Origin of the sequence: Serratia sp. 201 (assembly GCF_037027545.1) — a bacterium.
Lineage (GTDB): Bacteria > Pseudomonadota > Gammaproteobacteria > Enterobacterales > Enterobacteriaceae > Serratia > Serratia bockelmannii.
In genome coordinates, this window is sequence record NZ_JAXCHC010000001.1 from 399,342 (window position 1) to 421,178 (window position 21,837).

Annotated in this window: 20 protein-coding genes; 19 read left to right on the top strand and 1 reads right to left on the bottom strand. The window is 60.6% G+C overall.

Annotated elements, in window-relative coordinates; translation table 11 throughout:
* Positions 1-25: 25 nt before the first annotated feature.
* The 11 genes from WA302_RS02220 to nei all read left to right on the top strand — a co-directional run bounded on the left by WA302_RS02220 (position 26) and on the right by nei (position 9,974).
* Complete coding sequence (locus tag WA302_RS02220; protein WP_025301870.1) at positions 26-982, top strand: YbgA family protein; 957 nt, start codon at positions 26-28, stop codon at positions 980-982.
* Between the two features lie 15 nt (positions 983-997).
* Positions 998-2,428, top strand: a complete 1,431-nt coding sequence (gene phrB, locus WA302_RS02225; RefSeq protein ID WP_089180627.1) for a deoxyribodipyrimidine photo-lyase — start codon at positions 998-1,000, stop codon at positions 2,426-2,428.
* A gap of 22 nt (positions 2,429-2,450) precedes the next feature.
* Positions 2,451-3,431: an MBL fold metallo-hydrolase gene (locus WA302_RS02230; RefSeq protein ID WP_025301872.1), complete on the top strand. Its 981-nt coding sequence runs from the start codon at positions 2,451-2,453 to the stop codon at positions 3,429-3,431.
* Positions 3,432-3,449: 18 nt separating this feature from the next.
* The gene (locus WA302_RS02235; protein WP_025301873.1) at positions 3,450-4,193 is read left to right on the top strand and encodes a type 2 GTP cyclohydrolase I; all 744 of its coding nucleotides are present in this window, start codon (positions 3,450-3,452) and stop codon (positions 4,191-4,193) included.
* 159 nt (positions 4,194-4,352) lie between these two features.
* Positions 4,353-5,009, top strand: a complete 657-nt coding sequence (gene pxpB, locus WA302_RS02240; protein ID WP_025301874.1) for a 5-oxoprolinase subunit PxpB — start codon at positions 4,353-4,355, stop codon at positions 5,007-5,009.
* Positions 5,003-5,935, top strand: coding sequence for a 5-oxoprolinase subunit PxpC (gene pxpC / locus WA302_RS02245; RefSeq protein WP_025301875.1), 933 nt, complete (start codon positions 5,003-5,005; stop codon positions 5,933-5,935). The genes pxpB and pxpC overlap by 7 nt, the downstream gene beginning before the upstream one ends.
* A complete protein-coding gene (pxpA, locus tag WA302_RS02250; RefSeq protein ID WP_025301876.1) occupies positions 5,925-6,665 on the top strand; it encodes a 5-oxoprolinase subunit PxpA in 741 nt (246 codons plus the stop codon). Before pxpC ends, pxpA begins: the two co-directional genes overlap by 11 nt.
* A gap of 62 nt (positions 6,666-6,727) precedes the next feature.
* A complete protein-coding gene (locus WA302_RS02255; protein ID WP_016928734.1) occupies positions 6,728-7,459 on the top strand; it encodes a DUF969 domain-containing protein in 732 nt (243 codons plus the stop codon).
* A complete protein-coding gene (locus WA302_RS02260; RefSeq protein ID WP_049205782.1) occupies positions 7,456-8,475 on the top strand; it encodes a DUF979 domain-containing protein in 1,020 nt (339 codons plus the stop codon). Before WA302_RS02255 ends, WA302_RS02260 begins: the two co-directional genes overlap by 4 nt.
* A gap of 8 nt (positions 8,476-8,483) precedes the next feature.
* Positions 8,484-9,128: a pyroglutamyl-peptidase I gene (pcp, locus tag WA302_RS02265; protein ID WP_016928732.1), complete on the top strand. Its 645-nt coding sequence runs from the start codon at positions 8,484-8,486 to the stop codon at positions 9,126-9,128.
* Between the two features lie 54 nt (positions 9,129-9,182).
* Positions 9,183-9,974, top strand: a complete 792-nt coding sequence (gene nei, locus WA302_RS02270) for an endonuclease VIII (RefSeq protein ID WP_025301879.1) — start codon at positions 9,183-9,185, stop codon at positions 9,972-9,974.
* A 60-nt stretch (positions 9,975-10,034) separates the two neighbouring features.
* Here the strand turns inward: nei and WA302_RS02275 are convergent, their stop codons facing one another.
* Positions 10,035-11,327, bottom strand: coding sequence for a citrate synthase (locus WA302_RS02275; protein WP_016928730.1), 1,293 nt, complete (start codon positions 11,325-11,327; stop codon positions 10,035-10,037).
* Positions 11,328-12,056: 729 nt separating this feature from the next.
* Here WA302_RS02275 and sdhC point away from each other — a divergent pair.
* From sdhC to sucD, 8 genes are all read left to right on the top strand, one after another.
* Positions 12,057-12,446, top strand: a complete 390-nt coding sequence (gene sdhC / locus WA302_RS02280; RefSeq protein ID WP_004939893.1) for a succinate dehydrogenase cytochrome b556 subunit — start codon at positions 12,057-12,059, stop codon at positions 12,444-12,446.
* Positions 12,440-12,787 (top strand): succinate dehydrogenase membrane anchor subunit, encoded by a 348-nt coding sequence (gene sdhD, locus WA302_RS02285; protein ID WP_004939891.1) that lies wholly within the window; start codon positions 12,440-12,442, stop codon positions 12,785-12,787. The genes sdhC and sdhD overlap by 7 nt, the downstream gene beginning before the upstream one ends.
* Positions 12,788-14,554 carry a succinate dehydrogenase flavoprotein subunit gene (gene sdhA, locus WA302_RS02290; RefSeq protein ID WP_015376974.1) on the top strand — a complete coding sequence of 589 codons (1,767 nt, stop codon included), beginning with the start codon at positions 12,788-12,790 and terminating at the stop codon, positions 14,552-14,554.
* A gap of 16 nt (positions 14,555-14,570) precedes the next feature.
* Positions 14,571-15,287 carry a succinate dehydrogenase iron-sulfur subunit gene (locus WA302_RS02295; protein ID WP_025301880.1) on the top strand — a complete coding sequence of 239 codons (717 nt, stop codon included), beginning with the start codon at positions 14,571-14,573 and terminating at the stop codon, positions 15,285-15,287.
* A 275-nt stretch (positions 15,288-15,562) separates the two neighbouring features.
* The gene (sucA, locus tag WA302_RS02300; protein ID WP_025301881.1) at positions 15,563-18,370 is read left to right on the top strand and encodes a 2-oxoglutarate dehydrogenase E1 component; all 2,808 of its coding nucleotides are present in this window, start codon (positions 15,563-15,565) and stop codon (positions 18,368-18,370) included.
* A 63-nt stretch (positions 18,371-18,433) separates the two neighbouring features.
* Complete coding sequence (odhB, locus tag WA302_RS02305; protein WP_060447623.1) at positions 18,434-19,651, top strand: 2-oxoglutarate dehydrogenase complex dihydrolipoyllysine-residue succinyltransferase; 1,218 nt, start codon at positions 18,434-18,436, stop codon at positions 19,649-19,651.
* Positions 19,652-19,773: 122 nt separating this feature from the next.
* Positions 19,774-20,940 (top strand): ADP-forming succinate--CoA ligase subunit beta, encoded by a 1,167-nt coding sequence (gene sucC, locus WA302_RS02310; protein ID WP_025301883.1) that lies wholly within the window; start codon positions 19,774-19,776, stop codon positions 20,938-20,940.
* The gene (gene sucD / locus WA302_RS02315; RefSeq protein WP_004939878.1) at positions 20,940-21,812 is read left to right on the top strand and encodes a succinate--CoA ligase subunit alpha; all 873 of its coding nucleotides are present in this window, start codon (positions 20,940-20,942) and stop codon (positions 21,810-21,812) included. The genes sucC and sucD overlap by 1 nt, the downstream gene beginning before the upstream one ends.
* Positions 21,813-21,837 lie beyond the last annotated feature (25 nt).

The window sequence follows — 21,837 nt, forward strand, 5'->3', positions numbered from 1 at the left end:
TCGGTCAACAACATGGGAGAGCGGTATGAGCGACAAGATCCCTATCGGCATCAGCGCCTGTTTACTGGGCGACGCGGTGCGTTTCGACGGTGGCCACAAGCGGCTGGCTTTTGCGGTGGAACAGTTGGCGCCCTATGTGCGCTTTGAGCCCGTTTGCCCGGAAATGGCGATCGGCCTGCCCACGCCGCGCCCGGCGCTGCGCCTGGTGAAACAGGCGCAGCCGTGGCCGGCGATGCGCTACAGCAACGACGCCGGCGTGGATCTGACCGAGGAGATGCGCAGTTTCTCCGCGCAGCGCGTGGCCGCGTTGCAGCATCTGTGCGGCTATATCGTCTGCGCCAAGTCGCCGAGCTGCGGCCTGGAACGGGTGCGGGTCTACAGCGAGAACGGCAAGGACTCGCGTAAAAACGGCGTTGGGCTGTTTACCGCCGAACTGCTGCGCCAGATGCCGTGGCTGCCGGTGGAAGAAGATGGACGATTGCAGGATGCGGCGCTGCGGGAAAACTTTATCGAGCGAGTGTACGCGCTGTATGAGTTGAACATGCTGTGGCGTCAGGGGCTGACCCGCGGCGGGCTGATCGCGTTTCACAGCCGCTACAAGCTGTCGCTGCTGGCGCATTCGCAGCCGGCGTACCGCGAGCTGGGGCGCTTCGTCGCCGATATTCACCGCTGGGACTCGCTGGAGGCCTTCGCCGTGGAATACCGCAGCCGCCTGATGGCGCTGTTGGCGCACAAAGCGACGCGGCGCAACCACACCAACGTGTTAATGCACGTGCAGGGCTACTTCCGTCGTCAGCTTAGCGCGGCGCAGCGCCAGGAGCTGGCGCACCTGATCGATCGCTACCGGCAGGGCATGCAGCCGCTGCTGGCGCCGATCGCGCTGCTCAAGCATTACATGGCGGAATACCCCGATCGCTATCTGGCGGAACAACGCTATTTCGAACCTTACCCGGAGGCGCTGCGTTTGCGTTACGGCCATTGATTGACAAGGAGTTTTATGACCACGCATCTGGTCTGGTTGCGTAACGATCTGCGTATCACCGACAACAAAGCCCTGCACGCCGCCTGCAGCGATCCGAAAGCCCGGGTGCTGGCGGTGTTTATCGCCACACCGGAGCAGTGGCGGCAACATGAGATGGCGCCGCGGCAGGCGGCGCTGATCCACGCCAGCCTGCAGGCGGTGCAACAGGCGCTGGCGCAAAAGAGCATTGCGCTGCATTGCCATGCCTGTGCGGACTTTGCCGCGTCGATCGACTGGCTGGCGGACTATTGCGAGCGAGAGCAGGTAGATGCGCTGTTTTACAACCGCCAGTATGAACTGAATGAACGGCGACGCGATGTGCGGCTGGAGCAGCAGTTGAATGGACGGGTAACGTGCCACGGTTTTGATGACAGCCTGCTGTTGCCGCCGGGCAGCGTGCTCACCGGCGGCGGCGAGATGTACAAGGTTTATACGCCGTTTCGCAACGCCTTTATTCAGCGCCTGACCGAGTCCGACGTGAGCTGCCTGCCGGCGCCGAAGATCCGTGCCGATGGCGCGTTGCCTGCGCCTGAGGCGCCGGCGGCGTTCGATTATCCCGCGGCGGAAATTGGGGATGACTATCCCGCCGGCGAGGAGGCCGCGCTGCAGCGGCTGCGCGCCTTTTGTCGTGAGCAGGTGCAGGATTACCTTCGGCAGCGCGATCTGCCCGCCATTGCCGGCACCAGCAGCCTGTCGCCCTATCTGGCGATCGGTGCGCTGTCGCCGCGCCAGTGCTTCAACCGCCTGCGCGCCGAATGCCCGCAGCTGCTGGAAGATCGCGAGAGCGGCGCTTTCGCCTGGCTGAACGAGCTGATTTGGCGCGAGTTCTACCGCCATCTGCTGGTGGCCTATCCCGAGCTGTGTCGCCATCGGCCGTTTATCGCCTGGACGGACAAGGTGCGCTGGTGCGATGACGCGGCGAAGCTGCAGGCCTGGCAGCGGGGCGAAACCGGTTATCCGATCGTCGATGCCGCCATGCGCCAACTGAATGCCACCGGCTGGATGCACAACCGGCTGCGCATGATCAGCGCCAGTTTTCTGGTGAAAGATCTGCTGATCGACTGGCGCGCCGGGGAGCGCTATTTCATGTCGCAACTGCTGGACGGGGATCTGGCGGCCAACAACGGCGGCTGGCAGTGGGCGGCCTCCACCGGCACCGACGCCGCGCCGTATTTCCGCATCTTCAACCCGACCACCCAGGGTGAACGTTTTGATCCACAAGGCACTTTTATCCGTAAATGGTTGCCGGAACTGGCGGATGTGCCCGACAATGACATCCATCATCCCCATCGCTGGGCGGAAAAGCAGCGATGCACGCTGAACTACCCGCTGCCGATCGTCGATCACAAACAAGCCCGCATGGAGACGTTGGCGGCGTTCGAGGCGGCGAAACGGGGAGAGTCTTGAGGCAACTGCAAGGAGCGACGCAATGATGAAAAAGGTGCTGGCCCTGTGCCTGAGCGGCTATTCGGCGCTGGCGATAGCCGGCTTTGACGTGGTGGCGCTGGGCGTCGACGGCGGCGTTAGCGACGGCAACCTGACCTCTTATCTGATCCGCAGCGATAATCAGCCGCAGTATGTGGCGCTGGACGCCGGCTCGCTGCTACCGGGCATCGCCAAAGGGTTGGAGAAGGGCAGTTTCCCGCAGGTGACCCCCGAGCTGGCCGCGCCTTACACGCCGCAGGGCTATGTGTTCCGGCAGTTGATCGGCAGTTACTTTATCAGCCATGGCCATCTGGACCACGTGGCGGGGCTGATCGTCGGCTCGCCCGAGGACAATAAAAAAACCGTTTACGCCCAGGCGGACACCGTGCTGACCCTGCGTAATCACTACTTCAACTGGAAGGCCTGGCCGAACTTTACCGACGCCGGCAACGGTTCGCGGCTGGGCACTTACCGGCTGCAAACGGTGCGGCCGCAGCAGCGCTTTACCCTCGGCCTGACCGGGTTGACCGGCGTGATGTACCCGCTTAGCCACGATCGCTACCCGTCGTCGATGCTGCTGATTTCCAACGGCAGCGAGTTCTTCGCCTACTTCGGCGATACCGGGCCGGATAAGGTGGAGCAATCACGCGATCTCGATACCGTCTGGCGCACGCTGGGGCCGCTTGTCGAGCAGAAAAAGCTCAAAGGCATGATTATCGAAACCTCGTACCCCAATGGGATGGAGGATAAACATCTGTACGGCCATTTGACGCCGGCCTGGCTGCTGAAGGAGTTGAAGAACCTGACGCAGTACAGCGGCGGTGAAGGTTCGCTGAACGGTCTGCCGGTGGTGATCAGCCACATCAAGCCCAGCCTGAAGCAGGGCGAAGACACGCGCGCCGCCATTGCGCAGCAGCTGGCGCAGGGCAACGATCTGGGCGTGAAATTCATCCTGATGGCGCAGGGCGACCGGCAGACATTTTGACTATGAAGAGAGAAGAGAATGCGTAACCTCGATCTGGAACAACTGATCAATACGGAACTGAACGCCGCGGCGTTTCAGGACTACGCCCCTAACGGATTGCAGGTAGAAGGCCGCCCGCACGTGCAGCGCATCGTGACCGGTGTCACCGCCTGTCAGGCGCTGCTGGATGCCGCAGTGGCGCATCAGGCCGACGCGATTATCGTGCACCACGGCTATTTCTGGAAAAATGAGGCACCGGCGGTGCGCGGCATGAAGCGCAATCGTCTGAAAACGCTGTTGACTCACGATATTAACCTGTACGGCTACCACCTGCCGCTGGACGCACATCCGGTGCTGGGTAACAACGCGCAGCTGGCGCAGGCGCTGGGCATTCGGGTGATTGGCGACGTCGAGCCGCTGGTGCCACACGGCGAATTTGAACAGCCGCTGACCGGCGAGGCGCTGCAGCAGCGTATCGAAAGCCGGCTGGGGCGCGCGGTGCTGCACTGCGGCGATAACGCGCCTGAGCACATTCGCCGGGTGGCCTGGTGCACCGGCGGTGGCCAGGGCTTTATCGACAGCGCGGCGCGCTTCGGCGTCGATGCGTTCATCAGCGGTGAAGTGTCTGAGCAGACCATTCATAGCGCGCGCGAAATGGGCGTGCATTTCTTCGCCGCCGGTCACCATGCGACCGAGCGCGGTGGCGTGAAAGCGTTGGGGGACTGGCTGGCCCAGCACCACGGCTTTGATGTGACCTTTATCGATATCCCGAATCCCGCCTGATTTTTTTCTTCCCCGGATCCAGCCCGGCCTGTGCGCCGGCTGAATCCTTTTATCGCGCTATTTCCTTATTTTCCTTATGGTTGCGTTCTATTGACAGCCGGGGCCGCGTCACGCATAACTGGTGTGTTTTTCATCGCGATAATAATAAGGAGAATAAGGGTGCAACAAGCACGTTATTACCTGTTGGGTGAAAGAGCGGTAGTGCTTGAACTGTCGCCGCCGGTGACGTTACCGAGCCAGCAGCGCATCTGGGCGCTGGCGGAAAAGCTGAATCACCACCCCGACGTGCGGGAAGTGGTGCCGGGGATGAACAACCTGACGCTGTTGCTGCATACGCCGCAGGCCGACGCCGAAGCGATGCTTGCGTTGCTGCAGCAGGGCTGGGAAAGCAAAGAGCGCCTGACGCCGGAGTCGCGCCAGGTGGATATTCCGGTGGTCTACGGCGGGGAGCAAGGCCCCGATCTGGATGACGTGGCGCGCCATACCGGCATGACCCCGCGGCAGGTGGTGGAATGCCACGCGGCGGCGGCCTATGTGGTCTATTTCCTCGGCTTTCAGCCGGGCTTCTCCTATTTGGGCGGCATGCCGGAAAAATTGGCGACGCCGCGCCGCGCCGAACCGCGTCTGGCGGTGGCGGCCGGCTCCGTCGGCATCGGCGGCGGCCAGACCGGCATCTATCCGCTGGTGACGCCCGGCGGCTGGCAACTGATTGGCCGCACGCCGCTGGCGTTGTTCAATCCGCATGAAATGCCGCCGACGCTGCTGCGCCCGGGCGATAGCGTGCGCTTCGTGCCGCAGAAGGAGGGCGTATGCTGATTATTCTGCGTGCCGGCATCTATACCACGGTGCAGGATTTGGGCCGCGAGGGATTCCGCCGCCTGGGCATCAGCACCGGCGGGGCGTTGGATCAACCGGCGCTGAAGATCGCCAACCTGCTGGTGGGCAACGCGCCGGAGGCCGCCGGGCTGGAGATCACGCTCGGCCAGTTCAGCGCCGAGTTTACCCGCTCTGGCTGGATTGCCCTGACCGGCGCCGGCTGCGACGCGCAGCTGGACGGCAAGCCGCTGTGGACCGGCTGGCGCTACCCGGTGAAAAAGGGGCAGCGGCTGGCGCTGGGCACGCCGAAACGCGGCATGCGCAGCTACCTGGCGATCTCGGGCGGTATCGCCGTGCCGGAAATGCTGGGCTCGTGCAGCACCGACATGAAAGCCGCCTTTGGCGGCCACGAAGGCCGTAACCTGAAGGACGGCGATCGGCTGCCGCTGGGCAAATCAGCCGCTCAACCGCAACATCGCTGCGGCGTGAAACAGCTGCTGTTCACCAACCGCATCCGCGCGCTGCCGGGGCCGGAGTACGCCGAATTCAGCGAAGAGGCGCAGGATACGTTTTGGCGCACCGCCTGGCAGCTCAGTCCGCAGAGCAACCGCATGGGCTACCGCCTGCACGGCGGTACGCCGCTGGAGCGCACCACCGACCGCGAGATGCTGTCGCATGGCCTGATGCCCGGCGTGGTGCAGGTGCCGCATAACGGCCAGCCGATCGTGCTGATGGCCGATGCGCAAACCACCGGCGGTTACCCGCGTATCGCCTGCGTGATCGAAGCCGATCTCTACCACTTGGCGCAGATCCGTCTCGGCGAACCGATCCACTTCGTTCTCTGCTCACTGACGGAGGCGCAGCGCGCCAAAGCCGAGCAGGATCTCTTCCTTCGACAGATTGCCTGGGGGTTACATGATCGTTGATTTGAACGCCGATCTCGGCGAAGGCTGCGCCAACGATCAGGCGCTGTTGCAATTGGTGAGCTCGGCCAACATCGCCTGCGGCTTCCACGCCGGCGATGCGCAGACCATGCGTCAATCGGTGCGCTGGGCATTGCAGTACGGCGTGGCGATCGGCGCCCATCCGAGTTTTCCCGATCGGGAGAACTTCGGCCGCACCCGCATGCAGCTGCCGCCGGAAACGGTGTACGCGCAGGTGGTGTATCAGCTCGGGGCGCTGGCGGCGATCGCCCGCGCCGAGGGTGGGGTGATGGTACATGTTAAGCCGCACGGCATGCTGTATAACCAGGCGGCGGTTGAACCGGCGCTGGCGGAAGCGATCGCCCGGGCGGTGCAGGCGGTCGATCCGGCGCTGCGGCTGGTGGGGCTGGCCGGGAGCGAGCTGATCCGCGCCGGGGAAAAACTCGGTCTGACCACCCGGCAGGAGGTGTTCGCCGATCGCGGTTATCAGGCCGACGGCACGCTGGTGCCGCGCGGTTTGCCGGGGGCATTGATCGAGGATGACGAACAGGCGCTGGCGCAAACGCTGGAGATGGTGCGCCATCACCGGGTGCGCAGCGTGGATGGCGTCTGGGCCGCCGTTCAGGCGGAAACTGTCTGCCTGCACGGGGACGGCGAACATGCGCTGGCGTATGCGCGCAAGCTGCGGGACAGTTTTGTTCAACAGGGTATTCGCGTCAGCGCGGAGCAATAAAGCCGTAAAGCAAGACACAACATCACAAGCAAAAAACTATTAGAAAATATCGAGGGAAGACTATGGAACAGGCCGTGAATCTCTGGCCACTGATCGGCATCGCCGCCATCGTGGTCGGATTTGTATTGCGTTTCAACCCGGTGCTGGTGGTGATCGCCGCCGGCATCATCACCGGTTTGGCGGCGCTGATGCCGCTGGACGTCATTCTGGAAAAGCTCGGCGAGGGCTTTCTCAACACCCGCAACCTGCCGCTGATCCTGCTGCTGCCGCTGGCGGTGATCGGCCTGCTGGAGCGCCACGGGCTGAAAGAGCGGGCGCAGGCGTGGATCGCCAAGATCAAAAGCGCCACCGCCGGCCGTTTGCTGATCGTGTACCTGTTCGTGCGCGAGATCACCGCGGCGATGGGGCTGACCAGCCTGGGCGGGCACCCGCAAATGGTGCGGCCGCTGCTGGCGCCGATGGCGGAAGGGGCAACGGAAAACCGCTATGGCGAACTGCCGGAGCGTACGCGCCACCGCCTGCGCGCCATGTCGGCCGCGACCGACAACGTCGGGCTGTTCTTCGGTGAGGATATCTTCGTGGCCTTCGGCGCGATCATCTTCATGCATAACTTTATGCTGGAGTCCGGCGGCATTCAGACCGAGCCGCTGCATATCGCGCTGTGGGGCATTCCGACCGCCATTTTCGCTTTCCTGATCCACGCGTTCCGGCTGTATCGGATGGATAAGCAGCTGAGCGCCGAGCTGGCGCAGCTGAATCAGGCGGCGCTGCAGGCGAAGGGGGAGGCGCGATGAACTTCCAGCAACAATATCTCTACTGGCTGGCCGGCGCGGTGCTGCTGATTGTGGCGGTGATGTCCTTCCGCGATCGCGCCAACCCGCGCCGCATCACCACCGGGCTGTTTTGGGGGCTGTACGGCCTGGTATTCCTGGTCGGCGACTGGACTTACCGCCTGCTGGGCGACGTGCTCGGCGAGGGCAGCAACGAAAAACGCATGCTGCACATCATCGTTGGCGCGGTGGTGGTGGTGATGGCCCTGATTGCCGGCTTCGGCGGCGTGCGCCTCGGCAGCTATCACCAGCGGACGCCGCAGGAACGCGAGGCCAGCGCCAAGCGTTTGGGCAACAAGCTGTTTATCCCCGCACTGGCGATCCCGGTGGTGACGGTGATCGGCGTGCTGCTGTTCAACAACGTGCCGGCGTTGCAGAGCGCGGTATTCGGCAGCGGTAACCACGCGACGCTGATCACCCTGTTCTCGATGACCGTCGGCTGCCTGATCGGTCTGGCGATCGCCGTGAAAATGACCCATGAGAAGGCCCTGCAGCCAATACAGGAAGCGCGGCGCCTGCTAGATTCGATCGGCTGGGCGTTCATTCTGCCGCAGATCCTCGCCACGCTGGGGCTGCTGTTTACCGTCGCCGGCGTCGGCACTGCGATCTCGCATCTGACCCAGGAGTATCTGGCGGTCGATAACCGCTTTATCGCCGTGGCGGTCTACGCTATCGGTATGGCGGTGCTGACTATGGTGATGGGCAACGCCTTCGCCGCTTTCCCGATCGTTACCGCCGGCATCGGCATTCCGATCCTGGTATTGCAGCATGGCGGCAACCCGGCGGTGATGGCGGCGATCGGCATGTTCTCCGGCTATTGCGGCACCCTGATGACGCCGATGGCGGCGAACTTCAACATTGTGCCGGCGGCGCTGCTGGAGCTGCCGGACAAGAATGCGGTGATCAAGGCGCAGGTGCCGACCGGCGTGCTGCTGCTGTTGGTTAACGTGTTCCTGCTGTATTTCCTGATGTTCCTGTAGGAGTAAGGATGCAAAAAGTATTGATTACCGGCTTTGAGCCGTTTGGCGGCGAACGCCTTAACCCCTCCTGGGAAGTGGTGAAGCAGCTCAATGATATGGAGCTGGTCGGCACGCGCATCGTGGCGCGCCAGCTGCCGTGCGTGTTCGGCGCGGCGCTGGAGGCGCTCAATGCGGCGATCGATGAGGTGCAGCCGGTGATGGTGCTGGCTATCGGCCAGGCCGGCGGCCGCACCGATATCACGATTGAACGGGTGGCGATCAACGTCGACGATGCGCGCATTCCCGACAATCAGGGGCAGCAGCCGGTGGACGAGCCGATTGTCGCCGGCGGTCCGGCGGCCTATTTCAGCACCTTGCCGATCAAAGCGATGGTCAGTTCGATGCGCGAAGCTGGCATTCCGGCCGCCGTTTCGCAGACTGCCGGCACCTACGTGTGCAACCATGTGATGTATGGGCTGCTGCACCGTTTGAGCGGCCAGCGTGAGGTGAAGGGCGGCTTTATCCATATTCCGTACCTGCCGGAACAGGCGGCGGCCCACCCCGGTGCGCCGAGCATGGCGGCTTCGACGGTGCTGTTTGCGCTGGAGCTGGCCGTTTCCATTGCTTTGCAGGTGGAACACGATCTGAAAGTGGTGGGCGGCGCGACGCATTAATCAAGAGAATCCCCGGCGCATCGGGCTGCGCCGGGTCTACGCAAGGAGTGGTCTATGCCGGAAGGACCGGAGATTCGCCGGGCGGCGGACAAGCTGGCGGCGGCGGTGATCGATCAGCCGTTGACCGCCGTCGATTTCGCTTTTCCTCAGTTGAAACACTATCGCCAGCGTCTGATCGGCGAGCGTATCGTCGCCATCGAGCCGCGCGGCAAGGCGCTGCTGACCCATTTCTCCAATGGGCTGACGATGTACAGCCATAACCAGCTGTATGGCGTGTGGAAAGTGGCGGCGGCAGGAGAGACGCCGGAGACCAAACGCGATCTGCGGGTGCGACTGGAAACCGCCCGCAGCGCGATATTGCTCTACAGCGCTTCCGACATTACCGTCGGGCCGCGCGAGGAAATAGAACAGCACCCGTTTTTGCAACGCATCGGCCCTGACGTGTTGGACATGTCGCTGACGGTAGACGCCGTGGCGGAGCGGTTGCTGACGCCGCGTTTTCGCCGCAGGCAGCTGAGCGGCATGCTGCTCGACCAGGCATTTCTTGCCGGATTGGGCAATTATCTGCGTGCCGAAATCCTGTGGCAGGCCGAACTGGCGCCGCAGCATAAACCGCAGGATTTGACGCCAGAAGCGCTGCGCCGTCTGGCGGAGGCGTTGCTGGCAGTGCCGCGCCTTTCCTACCAGACGCGCGGGCAGGCGGATGACAACCGGCATCACGGCGCGCTGTTTCGCTTCAAGGTATTTCATCGCAGCGGTGAGCCTTGCGAACGCTGCGGCGCGATGATTGTGCGCACCGAGCTGTCATCGCGGCCGTTTTATTGGTGCCCGGGTTGCCAGAAATAAGCAAAAAAAACGCCGCCCGAAGGGGCGGCGCTGTGCGGTTTCAGCCAGGAAAGCGGCGGCTTACTTGTTTTTCAGCTGGGATTTGAAATCACGCTCGGCATAGCCGGTGTACAGCTGACGCGGACGGGCAATTTTGATGCCTTCGTCGTGCATTTCGTTCCAGTGGGCGATCCAGCCGATGGTGCGTGCGATGGCGAAGATCACGGTGAACATGGAAGAAGGAATGCCCATCGCCTTCAGGATGATGCCTGAGTAGAAGTCGACGTTCGGGTACAGTTTCTTCTCGATGAAGTACGGGTCGTTCAGCGCGATGTGTTCCAGCTCCATCGCGACCTGCAGCAGGTTGTCGTCCTTCTTGTTCAACTCTTTCAGCACTTCGTGACAGGTTTCGCGCATCACGGTGGCGCGCGGATCGTAGTTCTTGTACACGCGGTGGCCGAAGCCCATCAGGCGGAAGGAGTCGTTCTTGTCCTTGGCGCGCTTGATGAACTCTGGAATGTGCTCGACGGTCTTGATCTCTTCCAGCATTTTCAGCGCCGCTTCGTTGGCGCCGCCGTGTGCCGGCCCCCACAGGGAGGCGATACCGGCCGCGATGCAGGCGAACGGGTTGGCGCCGGAAGAGCCGGCGGTGCGCACGGTCGAGGTAGAGGCGTTCTGCTCATGGTCGGCGTGCAGGATCAGGATGCGGTCCATGGCGCGTTCCAGCACCGGGTTCACCACGTACTCTTCGCACGGGGTGGCGAACATCATGTGCAGGAAGTTGCCGGCATAGGACAGATCGTTGCGCGGGTAAACGAACGGCTGGCCCAGGGAGTATTTGTAGCACATCGCGGCCACGGTCGGCATTTTGGACAGCAGACGGAACGCGGTGATTTCGCGGTGACGTTCGTTGTTGACGTCCAGCGCATCGTGGTAGAACGCCGCCAGCGCACCGGTCACGCCGCACAGCACTGCCATCGGGTGCGAGTCGCGACGGAAGCCACGGAACAGATGGGTGATCTGGTCGTGGATCATGGTGTGACGGGTTACGGTCGTCTTGAAGGTTTCGAACTCTTCCGGCGTTGGGGTCTCGCCGTACAGCAGGATGTAGCACACTTCCAGGTAGGAAGATTCTTTCGCCAGCTGCTCGATAGGGAAGCCGCGGTGCAGCAGCACGCCTTTGTCGCCGTCGATGAAGGTAATCTTGGATTCGCAAGAAGCGGTGGAGGTAAAGCCGGGATCAAATGTGAAATAACCTTTGGAACCCAGAGCGCGGACATCGAGGACATCAGGGCCCAGTGTCGGTGTCAATACGCCCAGTTCGATCGGAGCTTCGCTGTCGTTAATGGTTAGCGTCGCTTTCTTATCAGTCATTTACTGTCTCCTTAGCGCCTTATTTTAAAAAACCACTAACAACTGAAATACCTTAAATCTCTGCAGGTTGCCCGCAAAAAATGGTGCGGACGCTAACTCTGTGAGCGACTGCGCAACTGTGCGCGGGTAGGGTACAGAGTGCTGACCAGGCGAACGAGACGGGTGACCAGTTGTTAACGATTCAGAGTAATTCGTTATAGTCTGTTAATCTTACCTATGAGCTGTTCGAAGAGATGTGAACCTATCCCAATAATCTGTTTTTATGTGCTTTATTTGCTTTTGACGCCGGCAAACTCGAGCGGGAAACAACGTCTATTGGGATAGGTTCGCCAAATACACTGTTGCATAACTCGAACCCGGGAGGAAGTGTATCTGCTGACCCATAGCGCATCATAGGACCGTTTGTGCCCCTATATGTAATGGAAATGTTGATCTCTTGTCAAATCAGATAATTAATTTTGCACTAATTGTGAAATCCGTGATCTGAATCACTGTTCGGGGGAAATGTTATCAAAGCGGTTGTATGAGAATTGTAATCAGAATGTGATCCTCCTATACTGCCGCCAGGTCTCCGGATTACCCTGAAGTAGGAGCACCCAGCGTTATAAATGCGCGCCGTTTGAGCACAGAGGATGTTGATGTTTGAGCGCGTGACGTGTAAGGGTTTTAGGCTCTTAACGCTGTCTGATCCCCGCCCAGGCCCGGAGGAAGGAAAATAATAAGAGCTGTGTGGGCAAATACGTGAAAAAACAACGACCTGTCAACTTGGATCTGCAAACGATCCGGTTCCCCGTAACTGCGATAGCGTCTATCTTACACCGAGTCTCTGGCGTAATTACCTTCGTTGCCGTGGGTATCCTCCTCTGGCTGCTGGGCCTGTCACTCTCTTCCCAAGAGGGGTTCCTGCAGGCGGCCGCCATCATGAATAGCTTCATCGTCAAATTCATATTCTGGGGCATCCTCACGGCGCTGGCCTATCACATTTGCGGTGGCATCCGTCACTTGTTAATGGATTTTGGCTACATCGAAGAGAGTTTGGCCGCCGGTACCCGTTCCGCCCAGGTGGCGATCGGTCTGACCGTCGTGCTGTCAGTTCTGGCTGGAGTCCTCGTATGGTAAACAACGTTTCTGCATTAGGGCGCAACGGCGTGCACGATTGGCTGCTGCTGCGTGCTTCCGCGATCATCATCACCCTGTACGTCCTGTATATCCTGGGCTTTTTCGTCACGGCTCCGGAACTCACTTATGACATTTGGCGCGGTTTCTTCGCCACTTCCATTACGAAAGTGTTCACTCTGCTGACCTTGCTGTCGATTCTGGTGCACGCCTGGATCGGGCTGTGGCAGGTGCTGACGGACTACGTCAAGCCGCTGGCGGTTCGCCTGGTGTTGCAGCTGGCTGTCGTGGTCGCGTTGCTGGTCTATTTACTGTACGGAACAATCGTAGTGTGGGGTGCTTAAATGAAACTGCCAGTCAGAGAGTTTGATGCCGTCGTAATCGGCGCCGGCGGTGCGGGCATGCGTGCCGCGCTGCAAATTTCCCAAGCGGGCTCGACCTGTGCCCTGCTGTCCAAAGTTTTCCCGACCCGTTCCCATACCGTGTCTGCACAGGGCGGCATTACCGTCGCGCTGGGCAACAGCCACGAGGACAACTGGGAATGGCATATGTACGACACGGTGAAAGGGTCCGACTATATCGGTGACCAGGACGCCATCGAATATATGTGTAAAACCGGCCCGGAAGCAATTCTGGAACTGGAACACATGGGCCTGCCGTTCTCTCGTCTGGACGACGGCCGCATTTATCAGCGCCCGTTCGGCGGTCAGTCGCTGAACTTCGGCGGCGAGCAGGCGGCGCGTACCGCAGCCGCAGCCGACCGTACCGGTCACGCGCTGTTGCACACCCTGTACCAACAGAACCTGAAAAACCACACCACCATCTTCTCCGAGTGGTATGCGCTCGATCTGGTGAAAAACCAGGATGGCGCGGTGGTCGGCACCACGGCTATCTGCATCGAAACCGGTGAAGTGGTTTACTTCAAAGCCAAGGCCACCGTGCTGGCGACCGGCGGCGCAGGCCGTATTTATCAGTCCACCACCAATGCCCACATCAACACCGGCGACGGTGTCGGCATGGCGCTGCGCGCTGGCGTGCCGGTGCAGGACATGGAAATGTGGCAGTTCCACCCGACCGGCATCGCTGGCGCGGGCGTACTGGTGACTGAAGGCTGCCGCGGCGAAGGCGGTTACCTGCTGAACAAACACGGCGAGCGCTTCATGGAGCGTTATGCGCCGAATGCCAAAGATCTGGCGGGCCGCGACGTGGTTGCCCGTTCGATCATGATCGAAATCCGCGAAGGCCGCGGTTGCGACGGTCCTTGGGGCCCGCACGCCAAGCTGAAGCTGGATCACCTGGGCAAAGAGGTACTGGAATCCCGTCTGCCGGGCATTCTGGAGCTGTCCCGCACCTTCGCGCACGTCGATCCGGTGAAAGAGCCGATCCCGGTTATCCCAACCTGTCACTATATGATGGGCGGCATTCCGACCAAGGTGACCGGCCAGGCGCTGACCGTGAACGAGAAGGGTGAAGACGTGGTGATCCCGGGGCTGTTCGCCGTGGGCGAAATCGCCTGCGTATCGGTGCACGGCGCCAACCGCCTGGGCGGCAACTCGCTGCTCGACCTGGTGGTGTTCGGCCGTTCCGCCGGCATGCACCTGCAGGAATCGCTGGAAGAGCAGGGCGTGAGCCGTGACGCCAGCGACTCCGACGTGGAAGCCTCGCTGGACCGTCTGAACCGTTGGAACAACACCCGTTCCGGCGAAGACCCGGTCGAAATTCGCAAAGCGCTGCAGTCTTGCATGCAGCACAACTTCTCGGTATTCCGCGAAGGCGATGCGATGGCCAAGGGCCTGGAAGAACTGAAAGTGATCCGTGAACGTCTGAAGAACGCACGCCTGGACGATACCTCCAGCGAGTTCAACACCCAGCGCATCGAGTGCCTGGAGTTGGATAACCTGATGGAGACCGCGTATTCCACCGCCGTGTCGGCCAACTTCCGTACCGAGAGCCGTGGCGCGCACAGCCGCTTCGACTACCCGGAACGCGATGACGCCAACTGGCTGTGCCATTCGCTGTATCTGCCGCAATCGGAAAGCATGACGCGTCGTGAAGTGAACATGCAACCGAAGCTGCGCCCGGCATTCCCGCCGAAAGTGCGTTCTTACTAATTGCGGAGATCGACAGATGAAACTCGAATTTTCCATTTATCGCTACAACCCGGATGTCGATGACGCGCCGCACATGCAGGATTACACCCTGGAAGCGGAAGAAGGTCGCGACATGATGCTGCTGGATGCGTTGATCCAGTTGAAAGAAAAAGACCCGACCCTGTCGTTCCGTCGCTCATGCCGTGAAGGCGTATGCGGTTCCGATGGCCTGAACATGAACGGTAAAAACGGCCTGGCGTGCATCACCCCGATTTCGTCGCTGCGCAAAGGCAACGGCAAGATCGTGATCCGTCCGCTGCCGGGCCTGCCGGTGGTGCGCGATCTGGTGGTGGATATGGGCCAGTTCTATACCCAGTATGAAAAGATCAAGCCATACCTGCTGAACGACGGCAAGAACCCGCCGGCGCGCGAGCACCTGCAGTCGCCGGACCAACGCGCCAAGCTGGACGGTCTGTACGAGTGCATCCTGTGCGCCTGTTGCTCGACCTCTTGCCCATCGTTCTGGTGGAACCCGGACAAGTTCATTGGCCCAGCCGGTCTGTTGGCGGCGTATCGCTTCCTGATCGACAGCCGTGACACGGAAACGCAAGAACGTTTAGATGATCTGGACGACGCTTTTAGTGTTTTCCGCTGCCATAGCATTATGAATTGTGTCAGTGTATGTCCTAAAGGCTTGAACCCGACGCGTGCGATCGGGCATATCAAGTCCATGCTGCTGCAACGCGGCGCATAAACGGAATGAGATGCTGCGCCGGGCTCTTTTCCGGCGCACATCCCATAGGGGAGGGAACCTCTAAAAACTGACCCGCGGCTGCGGCGCTATGCAGCCTGGTTCTTCCGCCGGTTTTTAGAGGTTCCTTGTAAGGGACCGCAAGGTCCATAACAGAACGTATCGGGCCGTCATGGCCGCAAGTACGTCGAGTGAACCGTTTTACGGCAAACCGTATTCATCACGGTAATTATGTTAACCACGGCGAAAACTAAAGCTTCAAAGCTTAAGGGATCATGATGCAGAACGGCGCAATGAAGGCCTGGCTGGATTCCTCCTATCTGGCGGGCGCGAACCAGTCTTACATAGAACAGCTCTATGAAGACTTCTTAACCGATCCGGGTTCCGTTGAAGATAGCTGGCGTTCCATTTTTCAACAGCTACCAACCGCGGGTGTCAAACCCGATCAGCTTCACTCTCAAACGCGCGATTACTTCCGCCGCCTGGCGAAAGACTCCGCGCGCTACAATACCACCATCACCGATCCGGAAACCGACGCCAAACAGGTCAAGGTACTGCAGCTGATCAACGCCTTCCGCTTCCGCGGGCATCAGCATGCCAACCTCGATCCGCTCGGCCTGTGGCAGCGCGAGCAAGTTCCTGACCTTGATCCCGCTTACCACAACCTGACCGAAGCCGATTTCCAGGAAACCTTCAACGTGGGCTCTTTCGCCATCGGCAAAGAAACCATGAAGCTGGGCGATCTGTACGCCGCGCTGAAGCAGACCTATTGCGGGTCGATCGGTGCTGAGTACATGCATATCACCAACACCGAAGAGAAACGCTGGATCCAGCAGCGCATCGAATCGGTGGTGGGGCGCGCCAGCTTTACCGCCGACGAAAAACGCCGTTTCCTGAACGAGCTGACTGCGGCGGAAGGCCTGGAACGCTACCTGGGCGCCAAATTCCCGGGCGCCAAACGCTTCTCGCTGGAAGGCGGCGACGCGTTGGTGCCGATGCTGAAAGAGATGGTGCGCCACGCCGGTAAGAACGGCACGCGCGAAGTGGTGTTGGGCATGGCCCACCGCGGCCGTCTGAACGTGCTGATCAACGTGCTGGGCAAAAAGCCGGCCGATCTGTTCGACGAATTCGCCGGTAAGCATAAAGAACACCTCGGCACCGGTGACGTGAAATATCACCAGGGCTTCTCTTCCGACGTGGAAACCGAAGGCGGCATGGTTCACCTGGCGCTGGCGTTCAACCCGTCGCACCTGGAGATCGTCAGCCCGGTGGTCATGGGCTCGGTACGTGCCCGTCGCGATCGTCTGGACGAAGCGCGCAGCAACATGGTGCTGCCGATCACCATCCACGGCGACGCCGCCATCACCGGCCAGGGCGTGGTTCAGGAAACCCTGAACATGTCTCAGGCTCGCGGTTACGAAGTGGGCGGCACCGTGCGTATCGTCATCAACAACCAGGTTGGCTTCACCACCTCCAACCCGCTGGATGCGCGCTCTACCGAATACTGCACCGACATCGCCAAAATGGTTCAGTCGCCGATCTTCCACGTTAACGCGGACGATCCGGAGGCCGTGGCCTTCGTCACCCGCCTGGCGTTGGATTTCCGTAACACCTTTAAGCGTGACGTGATGATCGATCTGGTCTGCTACCGTCGCCATGGGCACAACGAGGCCGACGAGCCGAGCGCTACCCAGCCGGTGATGTATCAGAAGATCAAGAAACACCCTACGCCGCGCAAAATCTACGCTGACGTGCTGACCGAGCAGAAAGTGGCCAGTCTGGAAGATGCCACGGAAATGGTCAACCTGTACCGCGACGCGCTCGACCGCGGCGATTGCGTGGTTGAAGAGTGGCGTCCGATGAACCTGCACTCCTTCACCTGGTCACCGTATCTGAACCACGAGTGGGACGAAGAGTACCCGAGCAAGGTTGAGATGAAGCGCCTGCAAGAGCTGGCACGTCGCATCAGCACCGTGCCGGAAGCGATTGAAATGCAGTCGCGCGTGGCGAAAATCTACGCTGACCGCGCCGAGATGGCGGCGGGCAACAAGCCGTTCGACTGGGGCGCTGCCGAAACGCTGGCTTACGCGACCATGGCGGATGAAGGCATCCCGATCCGCATCTCCGGTGAAGACGCCGGCCGCGGCACCTTCTTCCACCGTCATGCAGTGGTGCACAACCAGAAAAACGGTTCCGTCTACGTTCCGCTGGCGAACATCCACAGCGGCCAGGGCGAATTCAAAGTCTGGGACTCTGTGCTGTCCGAAGAGGCGGTGCTGGCGTTCGAATACGGCTACGCCACGGCGGAACCGCGCACGCTGACCATCTGGGAAGCGCAGTTCGGTGACTTCGCCAACGGCGCACAGGTCGTTATCGACCAGTTCATCAGCTCCGGCGAGCAAAAATGGGGCCGTATGTGCGGCCTGGTGATGCTGCTGCCGCACGGCTATGAAGGCCAGGGCCCTGAGCACTCTTCCGCGCGTCTGGAACGCTATCTGCAGCTGTGCGCAGAGCAGAACATGCAGGTGTGCGTCCCGTCTACGCCGGCGCAGGTTTACCATATGCTGCGTCGTCAGGCGCTGCGCGGTATGCGCCGTCCGCTGGTGGTGATGTCGCCGAAGTCGCTGCTGCGTCACCCGCTGGCGATTTCTTCGCTGGACGAGCTGGCCAACGGTACCTTCCTGCCGGCGATCGGCGAGATCGACGACTTGGATCCGAAAGCGGTCAAGCGCGTCGTGCTGTGCTCCGGCAAGGTCTATTACGACCTGCTGGAACAGCGTCGCAAGAACGAGCAGAAAGACGTGGCCATCGTGCGTATCGAGCAGCTGTATCCGTTCCCGCATCAGGCCGTGCAGGCCGTGCTGGAACAATACTCGCACGTGCATGATTTCGTCTGGTGTCAGGAAGAGCCGCTGAACCAGGGCGCCTGGTACTGCAGCCAACACAACTTCCGTGAAGTAGTGCCGTTCGGCGCTTCTTTACGTTACGCAGGACGTCCGGCCTCCGCCTCTCCGGCGGTGGGCTATATGTCCGTACACCAGAAGCAGCAGCAGGCTCTGGTGAACGACGCGCTGAATATTGACTAATGTTCGCTCGCTTGCCGGCCGAGGGCCGGCAAGCAGATGATAAAAAACTTAAGGGAAAGCTAAATGAGTAGCGTAGATATTCTGGTTCCTGACCTTCCTGAATCGGTTGCCGATGCGACCGTAGCCACCTGGCACAAAAAACCGGGCGACAGCGTGCAGCGTGATGAAGTCCTGGTTGAAATCGAAACCGACAAAGTGGTGTTGGAAGTGCCGGCCAGTGAAGCGGGTATTCTCGATGCTATCGTGGAAGAAGAGGGCGCGACCGTGCTGTCTCGCCAGCTGCTCGGCCGCATCCGTCCGGGCGACAGCTCCGGCAAGCCGACCGCTGAGAAGAGCCAAGAGAAAGAAGCCACGCCTGCACAGCGCGCTACCGCGAGCCTGGAAGAAGAAAGCAATGACGCGCTCAGCCCGGCGATTCGCCGCCTGATCGCTGAACACGATCTCGATGCTGGCGCCATCAAAGGCACCGGCGTGGGTGGCCGCATCACGCGTGAAGACGTGGAAGCGCACCTGGCCAAAGGCGGCGCCGCTGCCAAACCGGCCGCCGCCGCTGAAGCCGCACCGCAGCCTGTTCTGGCCGGCCGCAGCGAAAAACGCGTGCCGATGACTCGCCTGCGCAAACGCGTTGCCGAGCGTCTGCTGGAGGCGAAGAACAGCACCGCGATGCTGACCACCTTCAACGAAATCAACATGCAGCCGATCATGGACCTGCGCAAGCAGTACGGCGAAGCCTTCGAAAAGCGCCACGGCGTGCGTCTGGGCTTCATGTCCTTCTACATCAAGGCCGTGGTTGAAGCGCTGAAGCGCTTCCCGGAAGTGAACGCGTCGATCGACGGTTCCGACGTGGTTTACCACAACTACTTCGACATCAGCATCGCGGTTTCTACCCCGCGCGGCCTGGTGACGCCGGTACTGCGCGATGTAGACGCCATGAGCATGGCTGACATCGAGAAGAAAATCAAAGAGCTGGCCGTTAAGGGCCGCGACGGCAAACTGACCGTTGAAGAGCTGACCGGCGGTAACTTCACCATTACCAACGGCGGCGTATTCGGCTCCCTGATGTCTACCCCGATCATCAACCCGCCGCAGAGCGCCATCCTGGGCATGCACGCCATCAAAGATCGCCCAATGGCGGTCAATGGTCAGGTGGTGATCCAGCCGATGATGTATCTGGCGCTGTCTTATGACCACCGCCTGATCGACGGTAAAGAATCCGTCGGTTATCTGGTGACGGTCAAAGAGATGCTGGAAGATCCGGCTCGTCTGCTGCTGGACGTCTAGTAACCCTTGCCGGGCGCGGCGTGCCGCGCCCGCACTCTGTGCTATGTGGCCGGAAAACCATGCGGTTTATCGCGTAATAATGGTCCGGCTAAAAACCTTCAGAACTGAATGGATAGAACATCATGAATTTACACGAATATCAGGCAAAACAGCTGTTTGCTCGGTATGGCATGCCGGCACCAACCGGTTACGCCTGTACCACTCCGCGTGAAGCAGAAGAAGCCGCATCCAAAATCGGCTCCGGCCCGTGGGTGGTGAAATGTCAGGTTCATGCTGGCGGCCGCGGTAAAGCGGGCGGCGTTAAAGTCGTCAACAGCAAAGAAGATATCCGTGCTTTCGCGGAAGCCTGGTTGGGCAAGCGTCTGGTGACTTACCAGACTGACGCGCTGGGCCAGCCGGTTCACCAGATCCTGGTAGAAGCGGCGACCGACATCGATAAAGAGCTGTACCTGGGCGCGGTAGTGGATCGTTCTACCCGTCGCGTGGTGTTCATGGCGTCTACCGAAGGCGGCGTGGAAATCGAGAAGGTGGCGGAAGAAACCCCAGAACTGATCCACAAAATGACCATCGATCCGCTGGCGGGTCCACAGCCTTATCAGGGCCGTGAGCTGGCCTTCAAACTGGGTCTGACCGGTAAGCAAGTCAGCCAGTTCGCCAAGATCTTCATGGGCCTGGCGACGCTGTTCCTGGAGCGCGATCTGGCGATGGTTGAGATCAACCCGCTGGTGATCACCAAGCAGGGCGATCTGGTGTGCCTGGACGGCAAACTGGGCGCCGACGGTAACGCCCTGTTCCGCCAGCCGGAACTGCGTGAAATGCGTGACCCTTCGCAGGAAGACGAGCGCGAATCCCGTGCGGCTCAGTGGGAGCTGAACTACGTTGCCCTCGACGGCAACATCGGCTGCATGGTTAACGGCGCCGGTCTGGCGATGGGCACTATGGACATCGTTAAACTGCACGGCGGCGAACCGGCCAACTTCCTGGACGTTGGCGGCGGCGCGACCAAAGAGCGCGTGACCGAAGCGTTCAAAATCATCCTGTCCGATGACAAGGTGAAAGCGGTTCTGGTTAACATCTTCGGTGGTATCGTACGTTGCGATCTGATCGCCGACGGCATCATCGGCGCAGTGGCCGAAGTGGGCGTTAACGTCCCGGTCGTGGTGCGCCTGGAAGGGAACAATGCCGAACTGGGCGCCAAGAAACTGGCGGACAGCGGCCTGAATATCATTGCTGCGACCAGCCTGACTGATGCGGCTCAGCAAGTTGTTGCAGCAGTGGAGGGTAAATAATGTCCATCTTAATCGATAAAAACACCAAAGTAATTTGCCAGGGCTTCACCGGTAGCCAGGGGACTTTCCACTCTGAACAGGCTATCGCTTACGGCACCAAAATGGTTGGCGGCGTCACCCCGGGCAAAGGTGGCACTCAGCATCTGGGTCTGCCGGTGTTCAACACCGTGCGCGAAGCGGTTGAAGCGACCGGCGCGACTGCCTCGGTCATCTACGTTCCAGCGCCGTTCTGCAAAGACTCCATCCTGGAAGCGATCGATGCCGGCATCAAACTGATCATCACCATCACCGAAGGCATCCCGACCCTGGATATGCTGACCGTGAAAGTGAAGCTGGACGAAGCCGGTGTGCGCATGATCGGGCCGAACTGCCCTGGCGTGATCACCCCGGGCGAGTGCAAAATCGGCATCATGCCTGGCCACATCCACCTGCCGGGCAAAGTGGGCATCGTTTCCCGCTCCGGTACCCTGACCTATGAAGCGGTGAAACAAACCACCGATGCCGGTCTGGGCCAGTCCACCTGCGTGGGTATCGGCGGCGACCCGATCCCGGGCTCCAACTTCATCGATATCCTGAAGATGTTCCAACAGGATCCGCAGACCGAAGCGATCGTGATGATCGGTGAGATCGGCGGCAGCGCTGAAGAAGAAGCGGCAGCTTACATCAAAGAACACGTCACTAAACCGGTTGTCGGCTACATCGCCGGCGTAACCGCGCCGAAAGGCAAGCGTATGGGCCACGCGGGCGCCATCATCGCAGGCGGCAAAGGCACGGCGGACGAGAAGTTTGCTGCGCTGGAAGCGGCGGGCGTGAAAACCGTTCGCAGCCTGGCGGACATCGGCGACGCGGTAAAAGCGGTGCTGAAGCGCTAAGATCTTAGTACGAAATAATAATATC

Bases quoted from the DNA above. Each gene is read 5' to 3' on its own strand.
- WA302_RS02220 (WP_025301870.1), top strand. From the start codon at position 26: ATGAGCGACAAGATCCCTATCGGCATCAGCGCCTGTTTACTGGGCGAC.
- phrB (WP_089180627.1), top strand. From the start codon at position 998: ATGACCACGCATCTGGTCTGGTTGCGTAACGATCTGCGTATCACCGAC.
- WA302_RS02230 (WP_025301872.1), top strand. From the start codon at position 2,451: ATGATGAAAAAGGTGCTGGCCCTGTGCCTGAGCGGCTATTCGGCGCTG.
- WA302_RS02235 (WP_025301873.1), top strand. From the start codon at position 3,450: ATGCGTAACCTCGATCTGGAACAACTGATCAATACGGAACTGAACGCC.
- pxpC (WP_025301875.1), top strand. From the start codon at position 5,003: ATGCTGATTATTCTGCGTGCCGGCATCTATACCACGGTGCAGGATTTG.
- pxpA (WP_025301876.1), top strand. From the start codon at position 5,925: ATGATCGTTGATTTGAACGCCGATCTCGGCGAAGGCTGCGCCAACGAT.
- WA302_RS02255 (WP_016928734.1), top strand. From the start codon at position 6,728: ATGGAACAGGCCGTGAATCTCTGGCCACTGATCGGCATCGCCGCCATC.
- WA302_RS02260 (WP_049205782.1), top strand. From the start codon at position 7,456: ATGAACTTCCAGCAACAATATCTCTACTGGCTGGCCGGCGCGGTGCTG.
- pcp (WP_016928732.1), top strand. From the start codon at position 8,484: ATGCAAAAAGTATTGATTACCGGCTTTGAGCCGTTTGGCGGCGAACGC.
- nei (WP_025301879.1), top strand. From the start codon at position 9,183: ATGCCGGAAGGACCGGAGATTCGCCGGGCGGCGGACAAGCTGGCGGCG.
- WA302_RS02275 (WP_016928730.1), bottom strand. From the start codon at position 11,327: ATGACTGATAAGAAAGCGACGCTAACCATTAACGACAGCGAAGCTCCG.
- sdhD (WP_004939891.1), top strand. From the start codon at position 12,440: ATGGTAAACAACGTTTCTGCATTAGGGCGCAACGGCGTGCACGATTGG.
- sdhA (WP_015376974.1), top strand. From the start codon at position 12,788: ATGAAACTGCCAGTCAGAGAGTTTGATGCCGTCGTAATCGGCGCCGGC.
- WA302_RS02295 (WP_025301880.1), top strand. From the start codon at position 14,571: ATGAAACTCGAATTTTCCATTTATCGCTACAACCCGGATGTCGATGAC.
- sucA (WP_025301881.1), top strand. From the start codon at position 15,563: ATGCAGAACGGCGCAATGAAGGCCTGGCTGGATTCCTCCTATCTGGCG.
- odhB (WP_060447623.1), top strand. From the start codon at position 18,434: ATGAGTAGCGTAGATATTCTGGTTCCTGACCTTCCTGAATCGGTTGCC.
- sucC (WP_025301883.1), top strand. From the start codon at position 19,774: ATGAATTTACACGAATATCAGGCAAAACAGCTGTTTGCTCGGTATGGC.
- sucD (WP_004939878.1), top strand. From the start codon at position 20,940: ATGTCCATCTTAATCGATAAAAACACCAAAGTAATTTGCCAGGGCTTC.